Below are 14928 nucleotides of genomic sequence, written 5' to 3'. Positions count from 1 at the left end.
GCAACCCGATACGACAAACTCGCCAGAAACTTTCGCGCCACCGTCACACTCGCCCTGCTCTTCAGGTGGTGGATTTAATTGAGTCCGGAGCCTAGACCGGGGTTCCAAGGGCGGTCCGCCCTTGGTGGGGTGCGGGGCAAAGCCCCGCCCTTCCTTCCCTCAGAACTTCGAAACGCGGGTTTCCTTCGCGGTGATGAACTCCAGCAGGGCTGGTTTGCCCGCCTGGGTTTGTTCGATGCCGCGTTGGATTGCCGCCTTGATGTCGCTCGGCTGGGTCACGCGTTCGCCGTAGCCGCCGAAGGCGCGGGCCATCGCCGCGTAGTCGCCGGAGATGTCGGTGGAGCGGTATTTCTCGGTTGAGACCGGCATCACCTTCAGTTCGATCGCCATGGAGAAGTTGTTCAGCAGGATCGACAGGATGGGGATGCGCTCGCGGACGCAGGTCTCGAAGTCCATGCCGGTGAAGCCGATCGCGGCGTCGCCCCACAGGTTGATGCACAGCTTGTCGGGTTTCGCCAGCTTGGCGCCCATGGCTAGGCCGAGGCCCATACCCAACTGGGTGGTCTTGCCCCAGCCGATATAGGACATCGGTTCCGTGGACACCCAGAACGGCGAGATCTGGTCGCGCGGGCTGCCGGCATCGTGGGTGATGATGGTGTTCTTCAGGTCCACCGTATTCATCAGTTCCCAGATCACGCGGTAGGGGCTGAGCGGATTTTCGTTGGAGTGCAGGCGCGGGCTCCATTCCGCCATCCATTCCTCGCGGACGGCGGTGATTTCCTTCACCACCGGGGCGGGGTCGCGGTTGGATTTGATGGTCTGGCGAAGTTCACCGATCAGCGCCGACAGGGTCAGCTTGGCATCGCCGACCAGGCCGATCGAGCTGACGACATCCTTGTTCAGATGGTTCGGATCCAGCGTGGCATGGATGAACGTCTTCCCCTTGGGGAACTTGATGCCGAAGTTGGTCTCGGTGAACGAACACCCGATGCCGATGATCAGGTCGGCGTTCTCGATGAAATGATGCACCGGCTTCGGCACGGCGTTGCCGCCGGACCCCAGCGACAGCGGATGGTTCTCCGGGAATGAGCTTTTGCCGCCCAGGCTGGTGGTGACGGGCGCACCCAGCAGTTCCGCGAACTCGCGCAGTTCGGGCCAGGCTTCGGCCCACTGGACGCCGGTGCCGGAATATATCACTGGGCGTTTGGCCTTCAGGATCGCGGCCGCTGCTTTGCGGACATCGACCGGGTCGGGGCCGAATTTGTGGACGCCGACGGGGGTGTAGTCGAGGTCGCCGATCTCCTCATTCCAGATGTCGGTGGGGACTTCGACGATCGCCGGTCCGCTGCGGCCGTTGCGGATGTTGCTGATGGCGCGCCGCATGATGTTCGACACTTCGGCCGGCAGGTTCACCACCTCGGCCGATTTCGACACGCCGCGCATTTCGCGGGCGGAGCCGAAATTAGGGCCGACCTGGGCAATGCGGCGCGGGTAGCCCTGCGGGATCACCAGCATGGGCACGGATTCGGAGTAGGCCTGGGCAACGCCGCCATAGGCGTTCTCGGCGCCGGGACCGTGCTGCATGCAGAACGCGCCGATCTTGCGGCCGGAGGTGACGCGGGAAATCGCGTCGGCCATGTGCAGGCCGATTCGCTCCTGCCGCACGATCACCGGGCGGATATCGGCCGCGGCGGCGAATTCCAGCAGATGATTGACCGGGTAACCGCAGAGGATTTCGATCCCCTCGCGTTTCATGATCTCAGCAACAGCCTGACCGACCTTCATGCGTTCATCCCCTCTGACATGTGGTTCATTGATCCGGGCGCGCGCGTTTGTCCGCCCCTGGTTCGTGACGGTAGGACCGGGGCGGGCGTCTGGCAAATTTGGCGGCGGGCGGTTCCATCCCCATATGAACCATAGACGTGGTACCCGCCCGGCGTGTCGCACTCGCCAACACTATCGGTTGCGCTCCCATGGGCATCTAACCACAATGGGTACGATCGATGGTGCATCGACGATTCGGTGCCGCACGGCCTCTCTGAAAGGGATTGGATAAACATGGACGGGATAACCCGCGCGGCCGACGAGCATCCGATCCGGTTCGACCTGCTCACAGAAAACCCCGTCTATAAGCCGTTCCGCTACCCTTGGGCGTATGAGGCGTGGCTGACGCAGCAGCGCGTCCACTGGCTGCCGGAGGAAGTACCGCTCGCCGACGACGTGAAGGATTGGCACCGCAACCTGACGGACGGCGAGCGCAACCTGCTGACGCAGATTTTCCGGTTTTTCACCCAGGCCGACGTCGAGGTGAACAATTGCTACATGAAACAATACAGCCAAGTGTTCAAACCCACCGAGGTGCTGATGATGCTGTCCGCTTTCTCCAACATCGAGACGGTGCACATCGCGGCCTACAGCCATCTGCTCGACACGATCGGCATGCCGGAGATCGAGTACACCGCCTTCCTTAAATACAAGGAGATGAAGGACAAATACGACTACATGCACGGTTTCCGGGTCGATTCGCGGTTCGAGATCGCCAAGACCCTGGCCGCGTTCGGCGCCTTCACCGAGGGGCTGCAACTGTTCGCGTCGTTCGCGATCCTGCTGAATTTCCCGCGTTTCGGGAAAATGAAGGGCATGGGCCAGATCATCACCTGGTCGGTGCGCGACGAAAGCCTGCACTGCGCCTCCGTCATCAAACTGTTCCGCACTTTTATTCAGGAGAATCCCGATCTCTGGACCGAGGACCTGCGGCGCGAGATATATCTGACCTGCGCCACCATCATCTCGCATGAGGATGCGTTCATCGACCTGGCGTTCGAACAGGGCGCCGTGGAAGGCCTGACACCGCGTGAGGTCAAGCAGTACATCCGCTACATCGCCGACCGCCGCCTGATCGAACTCGGTCTGAGCGAACTCTTCCACGTCGCGAAGAATCCACTGCCGTGGCTGGATGAGATGCTGAACGCGGTCGAACACGCCAATTTCTTCGAGAACCGCGCGACCGAGTACAGCAAGGCGTCCACCGCCGGCACCTGGGAGGAAGCTTTTGGTGATTCGTCCGTGCCGGCCGTCGAGGTGCCGACGCTGTCAGCGGTCGGATAGCGCGACCCTGCCATGTCCTCCTTTGTCGGTGGTCCAATCACGCTGGTCCTCGGCCGGAATTGACGGCAATATGTCGCAGCGGTTGGCTATTGTATCACGGGAGGCGGTTATTTTTACGTCCTCGGCATTTTTGACGAAATTCACGCCAGGGTTAACGCTATTTTCACGTGTGTGATGTTTCGATGTGCATGATTCATCCCGTGGTCTGGGGCAAGCCAGGAGAATATCAAGACGATGATTCTCGTACGAAGGGGGTGCGCCTTTGCACCGATTGGAGGCTTCGATGGTGACTACCATCATGTCAGGGGTGGCTGTGAGCCAAACTGAAGAGGATACGGGCCGGGAAACCGGTTCTGGCGCCGCACCGCGGTACAGTCGGCGCCTTTCGGATAAGATACTGATCGCGTTTCATCACGCCTGCGATCAGGCGGACTTCGAGGTCGCGGAACAGCTTCTCCATATCCTGGAGATGATGCTGACCCGCCGCCCGTTGACCCCGGATGGAACGCGTCGACGAAATATGGAGAGCCTGATCGCGGCGCACGAGCGGTTGTGGCATTTGCGCCACCCGAACGCCGACGAATTATAGGCCGGTCCCCCCGCATCCGATACCAACCGTCATTGATGCGGCCTCTTGCTGCGCAATGGCCCAGCACCCTGCGCCATGGCCCGGCACCGGTTGATTCGTCATGGCCCGGCACCGGTTGATTCGTCATGGCCCGGCACCGGTTGCCTCGTCATGGCCCGGCGAAAGTCCGGGCCATCCGCCCCAGTAAGGTGCTGAACCAGACGGCCCGGACGTCCCTGGCTCAAGACGAGACCAACGTATCAACGTCAACAGCCGTCGATATGACACTCGTAAGAGGCACCCTACGCCGGCCCGTCTCAGCATCCCGCGGCGTGTTGTCTAGACCGCCCGGCCAAACCACTCACGCCCCCGCCGAAACGCCGCTCAACCGGATCGTCGCGTCGTCGCGCCGCTTCACCGCTGGTTGCAGCGACGTGCAGAGCCCCACACCGGTCGGCGCCTGCACCATGCCGTCGCGGATGACCGGCAACTCCGTCACCAGGTCGCGATACCACGTCGCCAGGGTCGCCCGCACCACTTCCTGGAAGATCGCGGCCGGCGCATGCAGTCCCAAATGCAGCCCCGCCCACAACGTGATCGGCCCGGTGCAATCATGCGGTGCCAGCGGCTTGGCATACGCCTCGGCAAGGGCCGCGATCTTGCGCCCCTCGGTCAGCCCGCCGCACCACGCTAGATCAAGCATTACAAAATCCACCGCATCCGCTGCCAGCAGATCGCGGAACGGCACGGTGCCCGCCAACGTTTCGCTGCCGCAGATCGGGGTACGCGTCTGCCGCCGTAGATCGCTCAGCCCGTGCACATCGTCCATCTTCAGAATCGGATCCTCGGCCCAGAGCACGCCGTAATCCTCCAGCGCCCGGCAGATCCGAACAGCGGACGTCGTGTTCCAAAGACTATGCAACTCGGCCATCACTTCGATCTTGTCGCCCACCGCCGCGCGGATTTTCCGAAACGGCTCCAGCCCCGCCTTCAGGTCCGGCAGCGTGATCAACTGTCCGCCGCTGGCATCGGCATAGGCATCGAACGGCCAGATCTTCATCGCCGTGAAGCCTTCGCCCAGCAGACTCTCCGCCAGGGCGCCGGCATCGCGAGTGAAGGCGATCTGATCGTCATACGGCCCGACCGCGCTCTCGCTCGCACCAACCGCCCGACGCGCCACCCCGGCGGTGTTGTAGGCATAGCCGGCGCACGTGTTGTAAGCACGGATTTGGCTGCGCACGGCACCGCCGAGAGCCTCATGCACCGGGATCCCATGCCGTTTCCCGGCCAAATCCCACAGCGCGATGTCGATGGCGCTCGCCGCTCGGATTTCGGCCCCCGCGCCGTGAAATCCAATATAGGGTGTGGTCAAATGCCGGGACACGGCCTCGATCCGCCGAGCATCGCGACCCAGCAGCCAAGGGGCGATCTGCTCGTGGATGACGGCCTCGGTCGATTGCGCGCCGCGGAACGATTCGCCCAGGCCGATCAGCCCATCTTCGGTCTCGATCTCGACCCAGATCAGATTCGGCCGTTCGGCGATGCGGATGGTGCGCAGGCCAGTGATCTTGGACATCGACTCTCTTTCTGGTTTAGGAACGGACGACGTTGATGCAGGCCTCGTCGCACAGCCGGCGGCGAATATTATCCGCCATCACCTGCTGCCGTCGCCGGATCGTGCCATCGGTCCACCCCGACATATGCGGAGTCATGACGACATTCGTCAGTTCATGGAACGGTAGCTTCGATGGCATGCACCCCGCGCCAGCGGGCGAGGGATACTGATACCACGTATCGATCACCGCACCGCCGATACGCCCGTCATGCAAAGCGTCATACAACGCCGCTTCATCCACGACCGGACCACGCGCAACATTGATCAGCACGGCATCGGACCGCATCCTGGCGAAAGCGTCGACACCAACGATGCTGCGAGTCTCCGGCACCAGCGGCAGCGTAACGACAATATTGTCCAGATCGCCCCAGAACCCCGCCAGCTCGTTCAGGCCGAACGACCGGTCGACGAGATCGGAAACCACCGGTCCCCGGTTCGCCACATGCACCCTTACACCAAACGCCGCCGCTCGCGCCGCAACCGCCTTGCCGATATGCCCAAACCCCAAAATACCCAGCGTCGAGCCGGACATTTCCCGATGCACCTGCCCCGGCAGCGACGCCGAATACCGCCAGTCACCCAGTCGCAGTCGCTGGTCCGCATCCGTCAGCGGAACATAACGACGCAGCAACGCCGCCATGACATACTCAGCGATCGCATGCTCATGACCGAAACAATTGCACACCGTCACCCCAGCCGGCAGCGCATCCAGATCGACCGAGTCATAACCCGCCCCCGGCACATGAAACAAACGCAACGCCCGGGGCCGAGGCATCGTCGCATCGAACCGCGTGCCGACGATCACATCGGCATTGGCGAACATCTCCCGGTCGTCGGCGCTCGCCAACACATCCGGCAGGATGACGACCTCCACGTCCTGCCCCACCAGGGCAGCGACCCCCCCGCTGAAAGCAGCGGCGTTCTGGCCATGAAACACGATCCGCATAGACGTCTCCTTCAATCGGCCGCCTGCAGGGCCAGGTTGCAGTCCAGCAGTGCCGGATCGATTTCCCGCTCGATCACACCGAACATGCTGTCGCTGAAAGCAATCAGCCGGTCGGACGCCGCGACCGCTTCTTTCACCCGGCCGGCGACCACGGCGTCGATGATATCCAGATGACACGCCACTGTCCGGCCCAGTCCTTCCCCGGCACGCACCCAGTTATGATAGATCCAGCCGATGCGGCGAAAGATCGTGTGCAGCGGCCGCAGCGTGTGTTCCAGGAACGGCTCGCCCGCGGCCGAGGCCAGCACGTGATCGATTCGCCGGTCCAGCACGTTGAACGCGGCGATCCCCATCTGGCCGGGCCGAACGCGCAGCGCCCTGCTGATGTGGAGAAGCTGGTTGCGATGCGACGGACCAGCGCGTTCCGTCGCCAGCCGGACCACGAACCGCTCGATATCCCGCCGCAACGGCAGCAGCACCCGTTCGCGCGCCAGGTCGATCGGCGCGATTTGCAACCCATGCCGAGGCCGGATCAGGATCAGCGTGTCGGCCGCCAGCCGGCTGACCGCCTGATGCACCGGCGTGCGCCCACCCCCCGTCGCGGTCTGCAAATCCTGGATCGACAGAAACCGCCCAGGCTGCAGCGCGCACGTGACGATCAGCTCCTCCAACTGGTCATAGGCCGCATCGGCCATGTTCACCCGGTTATGCCGTTCGGTCCGGTCTTTCGTCGCTGCCATCGGCCCCCCTTCATGTGCGGCCATAATAGGCGGCAACGGAAAGCAACACAATTATATTGTGATATTTTACCATCTGCGCTAAACTCGTCCGCACATGGGGCAGGGGGAAGCGCCGATGAAGATCACCGCCATCGAGACATTGCGGACAGAGGAGTTCGCCAATGTCATCTGGGTCCGCGTCCACACCGACGCCGGGCTGATCGGTCTGGGTGAAACCTTCTACGGCGCCGGCGCCGTCGAATCCCACATCCACGACACCCTCGCCATCCGTCTGCTCGGGCGAGACCCGCTGCGGATCGAGGCGATCCATCGCGACATGCTCAACCTGCCGATGGCGCAATCCTCCACCGGCGTCGAATACCGCGCCGCGTCGGCCGTCGACATCGCACTGTGGGACCTGTTCGGCAAAGTTTGCGGCCAGCCCGTGCATCAGATGCTCGGCGGCCTCTGCCGAGACAAGCAACGTATCTACAACACGTGCGCCGGCTATCGTTACGTCCGCTCCACCAACATCAAGCCGGTATCGAACTGGAACGCCGGCGACGCGGGCGGCCCCTACGAAGACCTGGACGGCTTCATGAACCGAGCCGACGCGGTCGCCGAAAGCCTGCTGGAATCCGGCATCACCGCGATGAAAATCTGGCCCTTCGACCCACACGCACAGGAAACCGAGGGCACCTACATCACCGCCGCCCAACTCAAAACCGCCACCCAGCCGTTCGAGAAAATCCGCAAAGCGGTGGGCGACAAAATGGAAATCATGGTGGAGTTCCACTCGTTGTGGAACCTGCCCACCGCCAAGAAGATCGCCAAGGCGTTGGAGCCCTACAACCCCACCTGGTACGAAGACCCGATCCGCATGAATTCGCCGCAAGCGCTGGCGGAATACGCGCGATCCACTGACGTCTGGGTCTGCGCCAGCGAAACACTAGGCTCCCGCTACCCCTATAAAGACATGCTGGACCGAGACGCCACCCACGTGGTGATGGTCGACATCTGCTGGACCGGCGGCCTGACCGAGGCCCGCAAGATCGCCAGCATGGCCGAGACCTACCACCGCCCGTTCGCGCCGCACGACTGCATCGGCCCCGTGGGTTTCGCCGCCGCCGTCCATTGCTCCTTCAGCCAGCCCAACACGCTGATCCAGGAATCCGTCAGGGCTTTCTACACCGGCTGGTACAAGGAACTGGTCACCGTCGTGCCGACGATGAAGGACGGCTACGTGCTGCCGATGGAAGGCCCCGGCCTCGGCACCGACCTGCTGCCCGCGGTGTTCGAACGGTCCGATCTGACCGTCCGCAAGTCCGCCCTGTGACCATGTTTGACCTCACCGGCCGCACCGCCCTGATTACCGGTTCCTCACGCGGCCTGGGCTTTTCCATCGCCGAGGGCCTGGCGCAAGCCGGCGCGTCCCTGATCCTGAACGGATCCAACCCGGAACGTCTGACAACAGCGGCGACATCGTTGCGAACGAAAGGACACACCGTCCACGAGGCACCGTTCGACGTCACCGACGAAGCCGCCGTGCAGGCCGCGTTCGACCGCCTGGACACACAGGGCATCGCCGTCGACATCCTGTTCAACAACGCCGGCATCCAGTTGCGCCGCCCCCTCGTGGACCTCAACGCCGCCGACTGGCGTCACGTCATCGAAACCAACCTCACCAGCGCCTTCCTGGTGGGGCGAGAAGCCGCCCGCCGCATGATCACCCGCGGCCGAGGCGGCAAAATCATCAACACCGGCTCGCTGACCAGCGCCGTCGCCCGAGCAACCACCGGCCCCTACACCGCGGCCAAGGGCGGCATCAAAATGCTGACCCAGGCCATGACGGCGGAGTGGGCCGAACACAACATCCAGGTCAACGCCATCGGCCCCGGTTATATGCTGACTGAAATGACCCAGCCGCTGGCCGACGACCCCAAATTCGACGGCTGGGTCAAGGCCCGCACGCCGTCCCGCCGCTGGGGCACGCCCGCCGACCTGATCGGCACCGCCGTCTACCTGTCGTCCTCCGCATCGGACTACGTCAACGGCCAGATCATCTATGTCGATGGCGGAATGCTCGCCGTCCTCTGAACCACAAAAGGGAAACGACCAATGAATAAACTGTCCCGCAGAACGCTGCTGGGTTCCGCCATCGCCATGCCGGCGCTGACCGGATACGCCAAAGCCGCGACCACGCTGAAAATATCGACCTCGTTTCCCAACGATCCGAAATTCTCCACCGGCCGCATCTGGTACGACCTATTCGTGCCCAAACTCGCCGCCGCGACCGACGGCAAGATCACGACCCAGTTCTTCCCGGACAACCAGTTGGGCCAGGAAGCCGATGTCGCCAACCAGGTGAAGTTGGGCGTGGTGGACATCATGCTGTCCGGCACCTCGATCTGGACCAACATGGTCCCCGAACTGGGAGTCTTCGACCTCGGCTACGTCTTCCAGGATTTTGATCATGTGGTGCGCGCCGCCTCGACCCCCGCCGGCATCGCGCTGGAGGCCCTGCTGGTGCAGAAAACCGGCGCCCACCTGCCGGCATTCGGCCGCAACCTGGGCGCCCGCAACTTCTTCACCAAGTTCGCCTTCACCGATCCCGCCGGCCTGGCTGGCCGCAAAGTGCGCTGCCTGCCCAGCCCGGTGGTGACCGAAACCGTCCGCCTGATGGGCGCGGCCGCCACGCCGCTGGCATTCGGCGAGATCTACACCGGCCTGCAAGCCGGCGTGATCGACGGCCTGGAACACGACGCACCCACAATCCTCGCCGCCAAATTCTACGAAACCGCCAAGATCTTCACCCTGACGCGACACATCTACAGTCCGTTCGGCGCCTTCATCAGCGACCACACGCTGCAACGTGTTCCGGCCGCCCAGCGCGACGGTCTGCTGCAAGCCATGCGCGAGGCCACCCAGGAACACTTCAAACGCGCCGCCGCACTGGAAGCCGACGCGATCGAGGTCCTGAAAACCAAAGGCGTCACCGTCGCCCAATGCGATCGTGCCGTATTCCGAGACCGCGTCAGCCCGATGTGGGACCGCTTCGTCGCCCACACACCCGGCGCGAGGGACATGCTGGCCGCGATCCACCAGACCGAAAAGGCCTGATCAAACGGGGTAGCCCAAGGCTGAGGACCGCCGCTCAGCCCCATCCGTCATCCCGATGAAGATCGGCATCCACGCCTTCCTACCCCGATATGGCTCTACACCGTCCGGTAGCGATCCACCCCACCCGCATCCGTCTCCAACCGCAACTCGCCGCGCCCCAGCATGTGGTTCACGTGCGCCAGCACCTCGCCGAACGCGAATCCGGTCTGGTGCGCGTCCAGCGGGCGGGTGAACAGCACCGGCACGATCTCCGCCACCGACAGCGGAGCCTCCCGGCACCCCACCGCGATTTCACCGCAGCGCAGGGCGTGGTGTGTAAGAAGTTCCTCCACCCGGTCGTGCAGCCCGTGGAACGGCAGCCCGTGCCCCGGCAGCACCAGCACATCCGGCGCCACGCTGTCCCGGATCGCCCGCAACGACGCCAGGTAAATTCCCAGCGCATCCAGATCAGGCTCCATCGGATGCACGCTGACATTGGGGGAAATGCGAGCGATCACCTGGTCGGCGGCCAGAAACAGCCGCTCCTCCGGCCGGTACAGCATCGCCTGCTCCAGCGCATGCCCGCCACCGGTCTGCACCTGAAAAGAACGGTCGCCGATCGACACCGTGTCGCCATGCTTGATCCGATGATAAGACGCCGGCACCCCCGTGGTGCGCTTCAGGTATTCGTGCCCACGGCTCAGCACGATCTCGGTAGCCTCGGCGGACAGCCCATGCCGCTGATAGAACGGGCGGAACACGTCTTCCCCATAATCGGCCGGCGCGCATTGCAGCACCAGGCTGTGCAGATACTCAGGCCGAGGCATCGTCAGCTCCAGCCCGTAGCGCTCGCACAGCCAGCCCGCCAGCCCGACATGATCCGGATGAAAGTGCGACACGACCAGAGACTTCAGAGGCTGCCCCTTCAACGGCCCCGCCAGCGCCGCCAGCCAAGCCTCCTTGCACGTATCATTCCCCAGTCCGCTATCCAGCGCCGTCCACCCATCAGCATTTTCAATCAGATAGATGTTCACATGATCCAGCCGGTACGGCAGCGGCAGGCGCAGCCAGCGTATGCCGGGGGCAATATCGGTGATCGAACCGGGGGCCGGCGGGACGGCGAGGGGAAACGTCAGCTTGGACGGAGGATGGGTCTGCATCGCACGTAGCTAGCAAAACCGTCCGCATCCGGATACAGAATAGCGATTCGGCTGGGACCGCCGGTCAAATGCACTATTTTCCGCGGCTGGGAGGGTGCCCATGGATTTCTCCATCACGCTGGTGAACCTCGCCGGTTCCGTCGCCCTGCTGCTGTGGGGCGTCCACATGGTGCAGACCGGCGTGCAACGCGCCCTGGGCGCCCGCCTGCGAGGCCTGCTCGGCATTGCCCTGCGCAACCGGATGCAGGCATTCCTGGCCGGCATCGGCGTCACCGCCCTGCTGCAAAGCAGCACTGCCACCGGCCTGATGGTCACCGGTTTCGCCGCCGGCGGCCTGGTCGACCTCGTCCCTGCTTTGGCCGTCATGCTCGGTGCCAATGTCGGCACCACACTGATCGTCCAGGCGCTGTCGTTCAACGTGGCAGAGGTCGCGCCCGCCCTGATCCTGATCGGCGTGCTGATGTTCCGCCGCACCAGCGCCGCGCCGCGAGACTTCGGCCGCGTGCTGATCGGCCTCGGCCTGCTGCTGATGGCGCTCAGCCAGTTCGTCGCTTTGCTCGACCCGTATGAGGACGTTCCCAGCCTGCGCATGCTGCTGGGCGCGGTGGCGACGCAGCCGGTGTTGGACGTGATCCTGGCCGCCGGCCTGACCTGGGCGGCCCATTCCAGCGTCGCCGTGGTGCTGCTGATCATGTCCTTCGCCACCAAGGGCGTCGTCCCGCCGCACGCTGCCTTCGCGCTGGTGCTGGGCGCCAACTTCGGCACCGCCATCAACCCGGTCCTCGAAGGCGGCGCCGGCGACGACCCCGTCGCCAGGCGTCTGCCCATTGGCAACCTGCTCAACCGAGGCGTCGGTGTTGTGGTAGCCCTGGCGCTGCTGCCCATCATCGGACCGTGGCTGGTCACGGTAGACCCCGACAACACCCGCGTCGTCGCCGACTTCCACACCGGCTTCAACCTGGTCCTGGCGCTCGTGTTCTTCCCGCTGCTGACCCCGTACGCTGCGCTGCTCCGCCGCCTGATGCCGGCTCATATCGACACCGCCGACCCCAGCCGCCCGCTGTATCTCGACGTAGCGGCGATCGAGGTGCCGATGGTCGCCCTGGGCGCCGCAACGCGCGAGGCACTGCGCATGGCCGACACGCTGGAGAGCATGCTGCAAGGCCTGCGCGACGCCCTGCAACGCCCCGACCGCCGGCAACTGAGCGGACTGAAACGCCAGGACGACGTGCTGGACACGCTGAACACCGCGATCAAGGCATACATGGCCTCGCTGCCATCCGAGGCGATGACCGAAACCGACCACCGCCGAGCGGTGGAGATCCTGTCCTTCGCCACCAACCTGGAACACGCCGGCGACGTGGTGGACAAGGGTCTGCTGGGGATCGTCGCCAAGCAAGTGAAGCGCGGCCTGGTGTTCTCGGCGGCGGACTCCGAACCGTTACTGCGGATCATCGACCGGCTGATGGCGAACCTGCGCGCCGCCGCGTCCCTGCTGGTCACCGGTGACGACCGCGCCGCCAGGCTGCTGGCCGAGGAAAAGGAAGCCTTCCGAGGCCTGGAAGCCGAAGCCACCGCCGCACATTTCGAGCGCCTGCGCGAAGGCAACCCGAACACGGTCGAAACCAGCGCCCTGCACCTGGATACGCTACGCGACCTGAAGCGCGTAAACGCCCATCTGGTCGCTGCCGCGGCCTACCCAGTGCTGGAAGGGAAGGGGGAGTTGCTGCCAAGCCGGCTGCGGTAGAAGGCCACCGGCCGCCCGATGATAACGATCTGCCGATAGCGATCTGCTGATAACGATCTGCGTCGAAGCTGTCGCTTCTCCGCAACGATCGCACCCCCCGTCATGGCAGGCGAAGGCCTGCCATCCACGCCTTCGTTTTCGCAAGCAAAAGGCGTGAATGCCGATCCGCATCTGCATGACGGGGGACCATTGCCAAAGAGTCAACGTCAACGGCGTCTGGTATAACTCAGAAAATCCCAATCAATTCCACGATCTTCGCAACAAACTGCTTCCCGTCCGCAATCGCGTCCGCGGCCAGCACTGGCGATACCTCGGACCCAGGGCCGGTCTCATAGTCGGCGATAGCCTTCAGATTATAAGTTCGGCCGAGAAAGGCGCGCAGTTCGAAATCAAGCCGCGGATCGTCCTTCGTCAATCGATGCAGCTCGCTATTGACGCCTCTATGCGTTTTTACCGCCCGGCCGGTCCGCTCCGAAATCAATGCCTGGGCGGCATGAAATCCTGCCAGATAAGCCGCACGTCCCGCCGCGTCATAATACTTCATGGCGAACATGCCCTCCGCCTCACCAAGCAGCTTGCGGGCCTTGTCAAGAAAATATCCCGTCTCGGGTGTCAGAGTTCGATACCTTCTCGACGGATTTCCCGCATCAGCGGCGTACGCTCCTCATACGCGTTGGAACGGTAGGGCATAGCGTGCACAAATTCGCCGGTATCGCCCATGATCACAGTACTGAGGTCGGCCAATCGATACAGTTCCGCGAACCGGTCGGGCATGTTCCGCAGAAACACGGCGATATCATAATCCGAATCCGGACGCGCATCACCGCGCGCACGGGAACCGAACAGTATTACGCGGTCAATCTGCTCGCCGTAGATATCATCCAACGCCGCGCGGAAGCGCGTCAGCACTGGATCGCGAAGTTGAGCGGCCACCATGCGGCATCTCCCAATCCTGGAAGACGATAGCACAACCCTCTCAGAAAAACGACGGGCAACAAGGTCCATCAAGATCGTAAGAGAAAATATTCTTGCAATCTCAGGAAATTCACCCTACATTCCCAACCGAACAAACACTGAACACCAACCCGGACCACCCCATGTCCCAAACCGCAACCCTTCCAGCCGCCATTCTGGAAACCATACTCGTCCGCCTCACCGCGCTCTTCCTGGTCGGCACCGGCGGCGACCTGGTCGCCGCCCGCCAGGCCGCGTTCCTGATGCTCGACGCCTACCACCCGGAAACCGAGGACGAACTATCCCTCGCCGCTGCCATCATCGCCTTCAACTTCCAGGCGCTGGAGGCGCTCAGTCAGTCCGCCGCGCCGGATATCCCGCTGACACGCATTCTCCGTCTCCGGAGCGGCGCCGTCAGTCTCAACCGAGAGGCCGACAAAGCTGGGCAACGTCTCATCAAGCTTCAGCAAGCCCGGCAACAGGGCATCCAGATGGAAACCCAGCCCGAACCCGAACCCGCGCCGAAAATCGAAAAAGCCGTCAACCTGATCCAGGACACCGCCCAGGTCGCCGCCTCCGCCAAGGCCGGCGGCCAGTCCTGGACCCAGGCCTACGAAAATCGCCAGCGGGAACGCCGCATCGCCGCCAGCCTGCAGCGAGCCGAGGCGCGCATCATCGCCCAGGCCCAGGCCAACGCCGCCATGCCCGGCCCTCACAGCCAGGCCACGGCCCCGGCTGGCTGACCCCGAATCAGCCCGGAGGCGCCACCGACAGCCCAACAACCTTGTGCTGCTCGATGAACTTCGCGACCTGCCCCGACGCCTTCGCTTCTTCCACGAACGCGTGCAGCCACTTCGCCACGGCCTCGCCCTTGCTCCGCGGCGTGCCCACGGCCTGCTGCACCGCGGTGAACTGCCCCTCCAGGATCGTCGCACCCGGCATTTGCTTCACATCGGTCAGTAGCCGGGGCCGCAATCCCGCCAGCGCCTCGTATTTGTGCTCTACAAAATCC

General features: G+C 63.6%; 14 protein-coding genes and 1 pseudogene. 7 read left to right on the top strand and 8 right to left on the bottom strand.

What is annotated here, in order from left to right; genetic code table 11:
• Positions 1 to 159 precede the first annotated feature (159 nt).
• Entirely contained in the window at positions 160 to 1785 is a 1626-nt protein-coding gene (locus tag GSQ89_RS12545) for a thiamine pyrophosphate-requiring protein (protein ID WP_158925566.1), read from the bottom strand.
• A gap of 273 nt (positions 1786 to 2058) precedes the next feature.
• Between GSQ89_RS12545 and GSQ89_RS12540 the strand changes: the two genes are divergently transcribed.
• Both GSQ89_RS12540 and GSQ89_RS12535 read left to right on the top strand, forming a co-directional pair.
• Positions 2059 to 3108, top strand: a complete 1050-nt coding sequence (locus GSQ89_RS12540; RefSeq protein WP_158925564.1) for a ribonucleotide-diphosphate reductase subunit beta — start codon at positions 2059 to 2061, stop codon at positions 3106 to 3108.
• A 298-nt stretch (positions 3109 to 3406) separates the two neighbouring features.
• Positions 3407 to 3697, top strand: coding sequence for a hypothetical protein (locus tag GSQ89_RS12535; RefSeq protein WP_174254856.1), 291 nt, complete (start codon positions 3407 to 3409; stop codon positions 3695 to 3697).
• Between the two features lie 340 nt (positions 3698 to 4037).
• On the opposite strand, the gene GSQ89_RS12530 is transcribed toward GSQ89_RS12535, so the two are convergent.
• The 3 genes from GSQ89_RS12530 to GSQ89_RS12520 are packed head-to-tail and all read right to left on the bottom strand — an operon-like array spanning position 4038 to position 6977.
• A complete protein-coding gene (locus GSQ89_RS12530; RefSeq protein ID WP_158925562.1) occupies positions 4038 to 5252 on the bottom strand; it encodes a mandelate racemase/muconate lactonizing enzyme family protein in 1215 nt (404 codons plus the stop codon).
• Positions 5253 to 5268: 16 nt separating this feature from the next.
• Positions 5269 to 6237: a 2-hydroxyacid dehydrogenase gene (locus GSQ89_RS12525; protein WP_158925560.1), complete on the bottom strand. Its 969-nt coding sequence runs from the start codon at positions 6235 to 6237 to the stop codon at positions 5269 to 5271.
• An 11-nt stretch (positions 6238 to 6248) separates the two neighbouring features.
• A complete protein-coding gene (locus GSQ89_RS12520) occupies positions 6249 to 6977 on the bottom strand; it encodes a GntR family transcriptional regulator (RefSeq protein WP_216856135.1) in 729 nt (242 codons plus the stop codon).
• Between the two features lie 115 nt (positions 6978 to 7092).
• Between GSQ89_RS12520 and GSQ89_RS12515 the strand changes: the two genes are divergently transcribed.
• The 3 genes from GSQ89_RS12515 to GSQ89_RS12505 are packed head-to-tail and all read left to right on the top strand — an operon-like array spanning position 7093 to position 10076.
• Positions 7093 to 8292, top strand: a complete 1200-nt coding sequence (locus tag GSQ89_RS12515; RefSeq protein ID WP_158925556.1) for a mandelate racemase/muconate lactonizing enzyme family protein — start codon at positions 7093 to 7095, stop codon at positions 8290 to 8292.
• Positions 8293 to 8294: 2 nt separating this feature from the next.
• Positions 8295 to 9053 carry an SDR family oxidoreductase gene (locus GSQ89_RS12510; protein WP_158925578.1) on the top strand — a complete coding sequence of 253 codons (759 nt, stop codon included), beginning with the start codon at positions 8295 to 8297 and terminating at the stop codon, positions 9051 to 9053.
• A gap of 21 nt (positions 9054 to 9074) precedes the next feature.
• Positions 9075 to 10076, top strand: coding sequence for a TRAP transporter substrate-binding protein (locus GSQ89_RS12505; protein ID WP_158925554.1), 1002 nt, complete (start codon positions 9075 to 9077; stop codon positions 10074 to 10076).
• 95 nt (positions 10077 to 10171) lie between these two features.
• Here GSQ89_RS12505 and GSQ89_RS12500 read toward each other — a convergent pair whose 3' ends face one another.
• Positions 10172 to 11215 (bottom strand): MBL fold metallo-hydrolase, encoded by a 1044-nt coding sequence (locus tag GSQ89_RS12500; RefSeq protein ID WP_158925552.1) that lies wholly within the window; start codon positions 11213 to 11215, stop codon positions 10172 to 10174.
• A 100-nt stretch (positions 11216 to 11315) separates the two neighbouring features.
• Here GSQ89_RS12500 and GSQ89_RS12495 point away from each other — a divergent pair, with 100 nt between their 5' ends.
• A complete protein-coding gene (locus GSQ89_RS12495; RefSeq protein WP_158925550.1) occupies positions 11316 to 12962 on the top strand; it encodes a Na/Pi cotransporter family protein in 1647 nt (548 codons plus the stop codon).
• 226 nt (positions 12963 to 13188) lie between these two features.
• Here GSQ89_RS12495 and GSQ89_RS12490 read toward each other — a convergent pair whose 3' ends face one another.
• Together GSQ89_RS12490 and GSQ89_RS12485 are read right to left on the bottom strand one after the other, a co-directional pair.
• The gene (locus GSQ89_RS12490) at positions 13189 to 13578 is read right to left on the bottom strand and encodes a HEPN domain-containing protein (RefSeq protein WP_158925576.1); all 390 of its coding nucleotides are present in this window, start codon (positions 13576 to 13578) and stop codon (positions 13189 to 13191) included.
• Positions 13575 to 13898 carry a nucleotidyltransferase domain-containing protein gene (locus GSQ89_RS12485; protein WP_158925548.1) on the bottom strand — a complete coding sequence of 108 codons (324 nt, stop codon included), beginning with the start codon at positions 13896 to 13898 and terminating at the stop codon, positions 13575 to 13577. Before GSQ89_RS12485 ends, GSQ89_RS12490 begins: the two co-directional genes overlap by 4 nt.
• A gap of 161 nt (positions 13899 to 14059) precedes the next feature.
• Here GSQ89_RS12485 and GSQ89_RS12480 point away from each other — a divergent pair, with 161 nt between their 5' ends.
• Positions 14060 to 14659 carry a hypothetical protein gene (locus GSQ89_RS12480; RefSeq protein ID WP_158925546.1) on the top strand — a complete coding sequence of 200 codons (600 nt, stop codon included), beginning with the start codon at positions 14060 to 14062 and terminating at the stop codon, positions 14657 to 14659.
• A gap of 7 nt (positions 14660 to 14666) precedes the next feature.
• Here the strand turns inward: GSQ89_RS12480 and GSQ89_RS38475 are convergent.
• A pseudogene (locus tag GSQ89_RS38475) lies at positions 14667 to 14928 on the bottom strand (ABC transporter substrate-binding protein); the annotation flags it as partial.

The organism is Acidisphaera sp. S103 (assembly GCF_009765975.1).
In the GTDB taxonomy this organism is placed as follows: domain Bacteria; phylum Pseudomonadota; class Alphaproteobacteria; order Acetobacterales; family Acetobacteraceae; genus Rhodopila.
Note: the sequence above shows the minus strand (reverse complement) of the source record. Positions and strands in the feature narration are given on the sequence as shown.